At 69.4% G+C, this 8,401-nt stretch carries 8 protein-coding genes; all 8 read right to left on the bottom strand.

Annotated elements, in window-relative coordinates; genetic code table 11:
• On the bottom strand, positions 1-908 hold a 908-nt coding region (locus tag VXC91_RS39990; protein WP_329512269.1), incomplete at its 3' end, for an MlaD family protein.
• A complete protein-coding gene (locus VXC91_RS39985; RefSeq protein ID WP_329512268.1) occupies positions 905-2,179 on the bottom strand; it encodes an MCE family protein in 1,275 nt (424 codons plus the stop codon). The genes VXC91_RS39990 and VXC91_RS39985, both read right to left, overlap by 4 nt.
• Positions 2,176-3,285 (bottom strand): MCE family protein, encoded by a 1,110-nt coding sequence (locus VXC91_RS39980; protein WP_329512267.1) that lies wholly within the window; start codon positions 3,283-3,285, stop codon positions 2,176-2,178. Before VXC91_RS39980 ends, VXC91_RS39985 begins: the two co-directional genes overlap by 4 nt.
• Entirely contained in the window at positions 3,282-4,481 is a 1,200-nt protein-coding gene (locus VXC91_RS39975) for an MCE family protein (RefSeq protein ID WP_329512266.1), read from the bottom strand. The genes VXC91_RS39980 and VXC91_RS39975 overlap by 4 nt, the downstream gene beginning before the upstream one ends.
• Positions 4,478-5,518 (bottom strand): MCE family protein, encoded by a 1,041-nt coding sequence (locus VXC91_RS39970; RefSeq protein ID WP_329512265.1) that lies wholly within the window; start codon positions 5,516-5,518, stop codon positions 4,478-4,480. Before VXC91_RS39970 ends, VXC91_RS39975 begins: the two co-directional genes overlap by 4 nt.
• Positions 5,515-6,762, bottom strand: coding sequence for an MCE family protein (locus VXC91_RS39965; RefSeq protein ID WP_329512264.1), 1,248 nt, complete (start codon positions 6,760-6,762; stop codon positions 5,515-5,517). Before VXC91_RS39965 ends, VXC91_RS39970 begins: the two co-directional genes overlap by 4 nt.
• Before the next feature lie 5 nt (positions 6,763-6,767).
• Positions 6,768-7,592 (bottom strand): MlaE family ABC transporter permease, encoded by an 825-nt coding sequence (locus VXC91_RS39960; RefSeq protein WP_329512263.1) that lies wholly within the window; start codon positions 7,590-7,592, stop codon positions 6,768-6,770.
• A 3-nt stretch (positions 7,593-7,595) separates the two neighbouring features.
• Positions 7,596-8,366 (bottom strand): MlaE family ABC transporter permease, encoded by a 771-nt coding sequence (locus tag VXC91_RS39955; RefSeq protein WP_329512262.1) that lies wholly within the window; start codon positions 8,364-8,366, stop codon positions 7,596-7,598.
• Positions 8,367-8,401: the final 35 nt, after the last annotated feature.

The raw sequence follows: 8,401 nt of genomic DNA, 5'->3' as shown, positions 1-8,401 counted from the left end.
ATGACCGTGTAGCTGCCCGCGACATTGAGCGGGAGCGTGACCAGGGCCTGTTCGACGCCGGGCAGCCGGGCCACGGTGATCTGGCCGCCGCTGATGAGGTTGGCCAGCAGGACCGGCACGTGCGGCCGCGCGGACTTCAGCAGGGAGTCGACCTCCTGCGCGGCGGGCACAGTGGTGCCGATCAGCCGGCGCAGATCGCCGTCGCTCGACTTCAACTGCTCGGTGAGCGTGGCGAGATCGCGGGAGAACGACTTGATGGACGAGCCCTGGTCGGCCTGTGTCTTGAGCACCTTCCGCGAGTCCTCGATCAGCGAGACCGTCTGGGGGAGCGACTCGGATGCCGACTCCACCAGCGCGTCGCCGGAGTCCACCAGCCGGCTCAGGTTCGGTCCGGTGCCGGCGAACGCCTTGCCCAGCTCGTCGACGGTGACCCGCAGATCGTCCTTGCCGACCGAGTTGACCAGCCGGTCTAGGCTGAGGACCAGCTCGGTGACCGGCAGCGGGGTCCGGGTGCGGCTGCGCGGGATCGGGCTGCCGTCCATGAGGTACGGCCCGCCCGACCGCCGTGGCTGGAGGTCGACGTACTGCTCGCCCACCGCCGAACGGTCGGCGATCACCGCGAGCGTGTCGGCCGGGATCCTCGCGGCGCCGTCCTCGATCTTCAGCGCCACCGAGACCCCGGACCCGGTCAGCTGCAGATCGCCGACGCGGCCCACCGGCACGCCCCGGTAGGTGACCTCGGCGCCGGGGAAGACGCCCCCGGACTCGGCGAAGTCGGCGCGTACGGTGTACCCGCGGTGCAGGACGTCGTCCACCAGGCCCGTGTACCGGGCGCCGACGTACGACACCCCGAGGGCGGTGACGGTCGCGAAGGCGAGCAGCTGGGCCCTGACCGTACGTGTGATCACGGCAGTATCCCCTTCAGCATCAGCTCGGCGAGGCCGGGATCGACCCCCGGCGGGAGGCGACGCGAGCCGCCCTCGGTGCCGTAGGCAGCGGTGCACACCGGCGGGCACAGCAGGGTGCTGTCGTCGGAGGGCGTCGAGGGCACGGCGGGCACGGAGGGCACGGACGGGATGCCCGGCAGGGACGGGGTGGACGGGAGAGGGGTGGGAGTGGGGACGCCGGGAAGATGCGGTGTCCCGGGGGCCGGGGTCTTCCCGCCCTTGCCAGGCTTGCCGGTGACGTTGCCGTAGAGGTCCGCCAGGTTGAGGTCGGCGGTGATCTTCAGGTTGACGTAGTCGCCCTTGACGGCGTCCGTCGCGTTGCGCGGGAACGGGTAAGTGGTAAGGATTTCAAGGGAGTTGGGCAGGTCGTCGCTCGCCTTGTTCAGCTCCTGCAGGAGGGGCTGGAGCTTCTTCAGGTTGGCGACGGTGTCGTCGTGGGAGGCGTTCACCACCTTGGTGCCGGTCTTGCCGAGCGTGGACAGGGCGGTGAGCATCTTCGTCAGGTCCTTGCGCTGGTCAGCGAGGGCCTTCAGGGCGGGCGGCATGGTGTCGACGGCCAGGGCGATCGTCTTCTTCTCCTTCTTCAGCCGCTTTGCGAGCCGGTCGATGCCCTTCAACGCGCGCACGATCTCCGCCCGCTGGTCGTCGAGGCCGCCGAGGAACGTGTCGAGCTGCTTCAGCAGGGACCTGACCTGGTCCTCGCGGCCGCTGAGGGCCTTGTTCAACTCGACGGTGATCGTCTTCAGCTGGGCTACCCCGCCGCCGTTGAGCAGCGCGGACAGGGCCGACAGCACCTCCTCGACCTCCGGGTTGCGGCCGCTGCGGGACAGCGGGATGCGGTCGCCGTCGCGGAGCCGTCCGACGGGCCGCGTGCCGGCCGGCGCTGACAGGGCGACGTATTTCTCGCCGAGCATGCTGGTCTGCCTCAGATCGGCGACCGCGTTGCCGGGCAGCTTCACCGAGTCGGCGATCCTGAGCCGCACGCGGGCGTGCCAGCCGTCCAGTTCCACCTTCTCGACCGTGCCCGCGGTGACGTTGTTGACCTTGACCGCCGACTGCGGCACCAGGTCGAGGACGTCCCGGAACTCGACGGTGACGTGGTAGGCGTGACCGTCCGAGGCGGCGCCGCCGGGGAGCGGGACGTCGTACCAGCCGTTGAACTCGCAGCCGGTCAGCAGCAGCGAGCCGACCGCCGTCCAGGTGGCCACCAGCCCCTTGCGCTGCACACTCATGCCGGTGCCCCCAGAATTCCGCCGAGGGTCTTGTCGACCGTGCCCGTCGACACCGGGGCCGAAGGAACCTTGGGCAGGGAGTCGAAGAGCTTCTTCAGCCCGGCACAGTTGTCGTGGTCGTCGCCGGTCGTCTTCAGGATCGAGCAGAGAAGGGATGACGCATCCTGCGGGGCTGGCGCGTTGTTGCGGGTGTCGAGGGTGCCGGCGGCGAGGTTGTAGGCGTTCTGCAGGTTCGACAGGCCCGTTGGGGCGACGGTCAACAGCTCCTCCAGAGCGTCCTGTTGGGTGACGAGGACCTTGGTGACCTTGGCCAGGCCCTTCACGTCCGAGGTCAGCGCCTTCTTGTTGCCCTTCACGAAGCCGGACACGTCGCCGAGTGCGGCGGCCAGGTACTTCAGCGCGGCCGCGAGATCTTTGCGCTCCTCGGCGAGCTGCCCGGCCACGTCGGCGAGGTCGGTGTTGAACGACCGCACGCTTGTGTCGTCCGCCGCCAGCGCGGCCGTGAACACCTGAAGGTTCCGCACGGTCCCGAACAGGTCGCCGCGCCCGTCGGACAGCGTGGTGACCGCCTGGGACAGGTCCTCCACCGTCTGATTGAGGTTCTCGCCCTGCCCCTGGAGGTTGTCCGCGCTCACCCCGAGCAGCCGGGACAGCGAGCCCTTCTTGTTGGCACCGTTCGGGCCGAGCGCCTCGGCGGTGGTGTGCAGGCTGTCGAAGATCCGGTCCAGCTCGACGGGGACGGCCGTACGGGACTCGGGGATGACGTCTCCGTCCCGCAGCACCGCGCCCTTGCGGTACACCGGCAGCAGCTGCACGTAACGGTCGCTGACCACCGAGGAGTTGACGATAGCGGCCTGTGCGTCGGCGGGGACCTTGCGGCCCCGGTCGTATTCCAGGTCCACCCGTACCCGGTCGCCCTCCGGCGTGATCTTCCTGACCTCGCCGATGCGGACGCCGAGGACGCGGACGTCGGAGCCGGGGTAGATGCCGACGGTGCGCGGGAAGTACGTCGTGACGCGGACGGGGCCGGGGCCCGGCCAGAGGACGACGGCGAGGCCGACGACGATCGCGAGCGCGGTGAACAGGGCCAGGAGTCTGCGGGTCATCGGGTGCCTCCCGTCCGTGGCGTGACCGGGGCGGCGACCAGGTTCTGGACGTAGGAGTCGAACCAGCGGCCGTTGCCGAGGGTGTTGGTGAAGAGCCGTACGTAGGGGGCGAGCAGCCGGACGCTGCGATCGAGGCTCGCCTGGTTGCGTTCGAGCATCGTCACGAAGGTGTTGAGGTTCTTCAGTGCGGGCCCGATCTCCTTGCTGTTGTCGTCGACCAGGCCGGACAGCTCGATGCCCAGCAGCGCGGAGCTCTTGAGCAGCTTGTGGATCGCCGCGCGGCGCTTGTCGATCTCCTTGAACAGGGCGTCACCGTCCTTCACCAGCGCGGAGAAGTCCTTCGTGTGACCGGCCAGCACCTCGGTGACTCCGTTGGCATGGTCGAGGAGCCCGCGCAGCGCCTTGTCACGGGCGGCGACGGTCCGGGAGATCCGCGACAGCCCCTTGATCGACGCCCGCACCTCCTCGGGGGAGTCCTGGAAGGTGACAGAGATCGTGTCCAGTGCCTTCGCGAGCCGGTCCGTGTCGACCTCCTCGGTGGTGGTCGTCAGGTCGCTGAAGGCCTGGACGACGTCGTACGACGACACGGTCCGCCGGAGCGGGATCTCGCCGCCCGGCTTCAACCTGCCGGGCCCCTTCGGGTACAGGGCCAGGTACTTCGCGCCGAGGATCGTCTTGACACGGATCGACGCACCCGTGTCGGGACCGAACGCCGGGTGGCCCTTCACTTTGAAGGTCACCTTGACGTGGTCGCCGTCCAGGTCGACGCCCTCGACCTTGCCGACCTTGACCCCGGCGATCCGTACCTCGTCGCCCGGCTTGAGCCCGCCGGCCTCGGAGAAGGCCGCGCTGTAGGTGTCGCCGCCGCCGATCAGCGGCAGGCTGTCGGCGTTGAAGGCGGCAACGGTGAGCAGCGCGAGGACGGTGAGGCCGACGGCGCCGGCGACGACCGGGTTGCTCCCCCACTGCCCGAAAGGCGCGGGAGGTGCCCCCACGCGGAAGGGCTTCAGGCGTGGGCGCTTGAGCCGGATCCTGGGCAGCTCGGGCGGCAGGACGCGTACCTTCACGAGGGGTTCGGGGCGGGGTTTGCGCTTCGGTAGCAGCCTGGGAAGTTTCGGCAGCTTGGGCGGCAGGACCCGGACCCTCACCAGCGGCTCGGGGCGGCGGACAGTGCGCCGCCTGATGCGCATGCTCATCCGCCACACCTCGCCCGCGCCACGTGCAGCTCCGGAGTGATCACCTGCTTGGTCTTCGGCAGCACGATCCGGCCGTCGAAGTCGCAGAGGTAGAAGTTGAACCACGAGCCGTACGAGGCGGTCCCCGTCAGCTTCTCGAGCTTGTTCGGCAGCCGCTTCAGGACGCCCTCCACGGTGTTCTCGTTCTTGTTCAGCGTTTCGGTGAGATCGCCGAGCCCGGCGATGTCGTCCTTCAGCGGTGGACGCGCGTCCTTCAACAGCCCCGACGTGACGTCCGTGAGGTCGCCGATGCTCACCAGCGACTCCCCGATGGGCTTGCGGTCGGCGGACAGTCCCGAGACCACCCGGCGCAGCTGCGTGAGCAGCCCGGAGAAGCGGGAGCCGCGCTTGTCGAGCGTCTCCAGGACGGTGTTGAGGTTGTCGATCACCGATCCGATCAGCTTGTCGCGGTCGGCGAGGGTGCTGGTGAGCGAGGCCGTGTGCGCGAGCAGGCTGTTCACCGTGCCGCCCTCGCCCTGGAGGGTCTGGACGATCTCGGTGGCGAGCTGGTTGACGTCGCTCGGGCTGAGCGCGGCGAACAGCGGCTTGAAGCCGTTCAGCAGGGCGTTGAGGTCCAGCGCCGGCTGGGTCCGGGACAGCGGGATGGTGCCGCCCGGCCGCAGCCGGGCAGTGACGTCGCCTGTGCCCTCGGTGAGCGCGATGTACCGCTGCCCGACCAGGTTGCGGTAGCGGACGACCGCGTGGGTCCCGGCGAGCAGCGGCCGGTCCGCGCTGACGGTGAACGTGACCTCCGCCAGGGTCCGGTCCTTGATCCGGATGCCCTCGACCTTTCCTACCCGCACTCCGGCCACCCGGATGTCGTCGCCGGTCTCCAGCCCGGTGACGTCGGTGAACACCGCGTGATAGGTGTCCTTGGGGGTAAAGGAGACGTTGACGATGGTGGCGGCGAGCAGCGCCGTCGCCGCGATCGTGACCAGGGCAAAGAGGCTGAACTTGACCAGCGGGGCGGCGGTCTGCCGGGCTTCTGACCTGCTCATGCGACACTCACCGCCGTTCCGCGCGCGAGCGGTCCGAACAGCAGGGTCGCCACGGGCGGCACCTGGTCCGCGGGCACGCCCATGACGGGGGCCACGAGCGAGCCGACGGCCCGCTGCTCGGCCCGGGTGGCGGACACATCGACACCTCCGGGGAGTGCGCCTCCGGAACCTCCGGCCGACGTACCGTCGTTGAGATGGGGCTTCGGCCCGGGCACCTGCGGTTGCGGCAGGCCGCGGCAGTTCGGGCCGGACCGCTCGCCGTACACCGGCTCCTCACCGGGCCGGTACGCCCCCTGCGGCCGGACGACCTCGAGGGTGATCCGCATCTCGCCGCCCCGGAACGCGTCCTCCGACGCCTTCTCCTGCCGGACCAGGCCCTGGAACAGGCACGGGTACTCGGGGGAGTAGCGGGCGAACAGCTCCAGCGTGGGGCGGGAGACCCGGCCCAGGGTGATCAGCCGGTCGCCGTTCTCGGACAGGAAGTCGTTCGCCGTGCCCGCCACGGAGGCGGTCGCGCGCAGAGCCGAGGCCAACTGGTCCCTCTTCTCGACGATCGTTCGGCTGGTGGTGATCGTGTTGCGCAGGATCCGCATCAGGTCGGGCGCGGCGTCGCCGTACACCTCGGCGACGTCCGCGAACCGCGTGATGTCCTCCTTGAGGGAGGGCATGTGCGGGTTGAGGCGGCGCAGATAGTCCTCGACCTGGGTGAGGTTGTCGCCGATCCGGTCGCCGCGGCCCTCCAGCGCGGTGGCGAACGCTGAGAGCGTGGCGTTGAGTTCACCCGGCCGGACCGTGCGCAGCAGCGGCAGCAGGTCGTTCATCAGCTGCTGTACCTCGATGCCGACCGTGGTGCGGTCCTGCGTGATGACGTCCCCGGCGCGGATGGGCCGGGCCGCCGACCTGGCGGGCGGCACGAGATCGACGTACTTCTCGCCGAAGAGTGTCTTGGGCAGCAGCCGCGCGTGCACGTCCGAGGGGATGTACACGACGTACTCCGGCTTGAGCGCGATGTCGAGCGTGGCCTTCGTCCCGTCCGCGTGCACCGCCCGGACCTCGCCGACCAGCAGCCCGCGCAGCTTGACGTCGGCGCGCGGCTCGAGCTGGTTACCGAGCGTGTCGGCCTGCAGCGTGATGCGCACGACCGGCGTGAACGCCTGCTCGTAGACGGCCACGGCGAGCGACAGCAGCAGCGCGAGCACGGCGATGAACGCGACACCGTACAACCTGAGTCTCAGTGCTCTCATCGGCCTCACCCCGCGATCCGTACGGTCGTGTTGGCGCCCCAGATCGCGAGGCTCAGGAAGAAGTCCAGGACGTTGATGGCGACGATCGAGGTCCGCACCGCCCGGCCCACCGCCACGCCGACACCGGCCGGGCCGCCGCTCGCGTGGTAGCCGTAGTAGCAGTGCACCAGGATGATCAGCAGCGCGAAGACGATCACCTTGCCGAAGGACCAGAACACGTCGACGGGCGGCAGGTACTGGTGGAAGTAGTGGTCGTACGTGCCGGTCGACTGTCCGTAGTAGTCGGTGGTGATGGTGCGGGCGGCCAGGTACGAGGACAGCAGCCCGATCACGTACAGCGGGATCACCGCGACGAAGCCGGCGATCATCCGCGTCGTCACCAGGAACGGCAGCGACGGGACGCCCATCACCTCCAGCGCGTCTGTCTCCTCGCTGATCCGCATCGCACCGAGCTGTGCGGTGAACCCGGCGCCGACCGTCGCGGACAGGGCGAGTCCGGCCACCAGCGGGGCGATCTCCCGGGTGTTGAAGTACGCCGACAGGAACGCCACGAAGTTGGAGGTGCCGAGCTGGTTGAGGGCCGCGTAGCCCTGGAGGCCGACCTCGGTGCCGGTGAAGAAGGACAGGAACGCGATCACGCCGACCGTGCCGCCGACGACGGCGAGCGCGCCGCGCCCGAAGCTCACCTCGGCGAGCAGCCGCAGGATCTCCTTCTTGTAGCGGCGCAGGGTGCGGCCCGTCCAAGCCAAGGAGCGTCCGTAGAAGGACAGTTGGGCACCCAGCTCTTCGAGCGAGCGCAAGGGGCGATCGAGGAGTTTTTGCGGTCTCATCGGCTAACCCCTCTGCGGGACGACCTGGAAGTACACGGCAGTCATCACGAAGTTGGTCACGAACAGCAACATGAAGGTGATCACCACGGACTGGTTGACGGCATCGCCCACGCCCTTCGGACCGCCCTGCGCCGTCAGCCCCTTGTACGAGGCGACGATCGCCGCGATGGCCCCGAACACCAGCGCCTTGATCTCCGCCGCCCACAGGTCGGACAGTTGGGCGAGGGTGGTGAAGGACGCCAGGTAGGCGCCGGGCGTGCCGTGTTGGAGGACGACGTTGAAGAAGTAGCCGCCCGCGACACCGACCACCGAGACGAGGCCGTTGAGCAGCACGGCCACGACCATCGACGCCAGCACTCGCGGTACGACGAGCCGGTGGATCGGGTCGATGCCGAGCACCTGCATCGCGTCGATCTCGTCCCGGATCTTGCGCGCCCCGAGGTCTGCGCAGATCGCCGTGCCGCCCGCGCCCGCGATCAGCAGCGCGGTGACGATCGGCGAGGCCTCCCGCAGCACGGCGAGCACGGACGCGGCACCGGAGAAGGACTGCGCGCCCAACTGTCGGGTCAGGCTGCCGATCTGCAGCGCGATGACCGCCCCGAAGGGGATCGAGACCAGAGCCGTCGGCAGGATCGTGACGCTCGCGACGAACCAGGCCTGCTGGATGAATTCCCTTGCCTGGAAAGGCCGTCGGGGCAGGGTCCGGACGACGTCCAGGGCCATCGCGAACAGGTTGCCGGAGTGCCGTAGCGCACCGGTGGGGAACAGGCTCATGCGTCGGCCGCCTCCTTCCGCTGCAGTTCGGCCTC

This window comes from Streptomyces chiangmaiensis (genome assembly GCF_036281785.1).
In the GTDB taxonomy this organism is placed as follows: domain Bacteria; phylum Actinomycetota; class Actinomycetes; order Streptomycetales; family Streptomycetaceae; genus Streptomyces; species Streptomyces chiangmaiensis.
This window is presented reverse-complemented; position numbering and strand designations above follow the sequence as displayed.

What these genes read in the sequence shown, in the direction of transcription:
- VXC91_RS39985 (WP_329512268.1), bottom strand. Translation starts at nt 2,179, where the DNA reads ATGAGTGTGCAGCGCAAGGGGCTGGTGGCCACCTGGACGGCGGTCGGC.
- VXC91_RS39980 (WP_329512267.1), bottom strand. Translation starts at nt 3,285, where the DNA reads ATGACCCGCAGACTCCTGGCCCTGTTCACCGCGCTCGCGATCGTCGTC.
- VXC91_RS39975 (WP_329512266.1), bottom strand. Translation starts at nt 4,481, where the DNA reads ATGAGCATGCGCATCAGGCGGCGCACTGTCCGCCGCCCCGAGCCGCTG.
- VXC91_RS39970 (WP_329512265.1), bottom strand. Translation starts at nt 5,518, where the DNA reads ATGAGCAGGTCAGAAGCCCGGCAGACCGCCGCCCCGCTGGTCAAGTTC.
- VXC91_RS39965 (WP_329512264.1), bottom strand. Translation starts at nt 6,762, where the DNA reads ATGAGAGCACTGAGACTCAGGTTGTACGGTGTCGCGTTCATCGCCGTG.
- VXC91_RS39960 (WP_329512263.1), bottom strand. Translation starts at nt 7,592, where the DNA reads ATGAGACCGCAAAAACTCCTCGATCGCCCCTTGCGCTCGCTCGAAGAG.
- VXC91_RS39955 (WP_329512262.1), bottom strand. Translation starts at nt 8,366, where the DNA reads ATGAGCCTGTTCCCCACCGGTGCGCTACGGCACTCCGGCAACCTGTTC.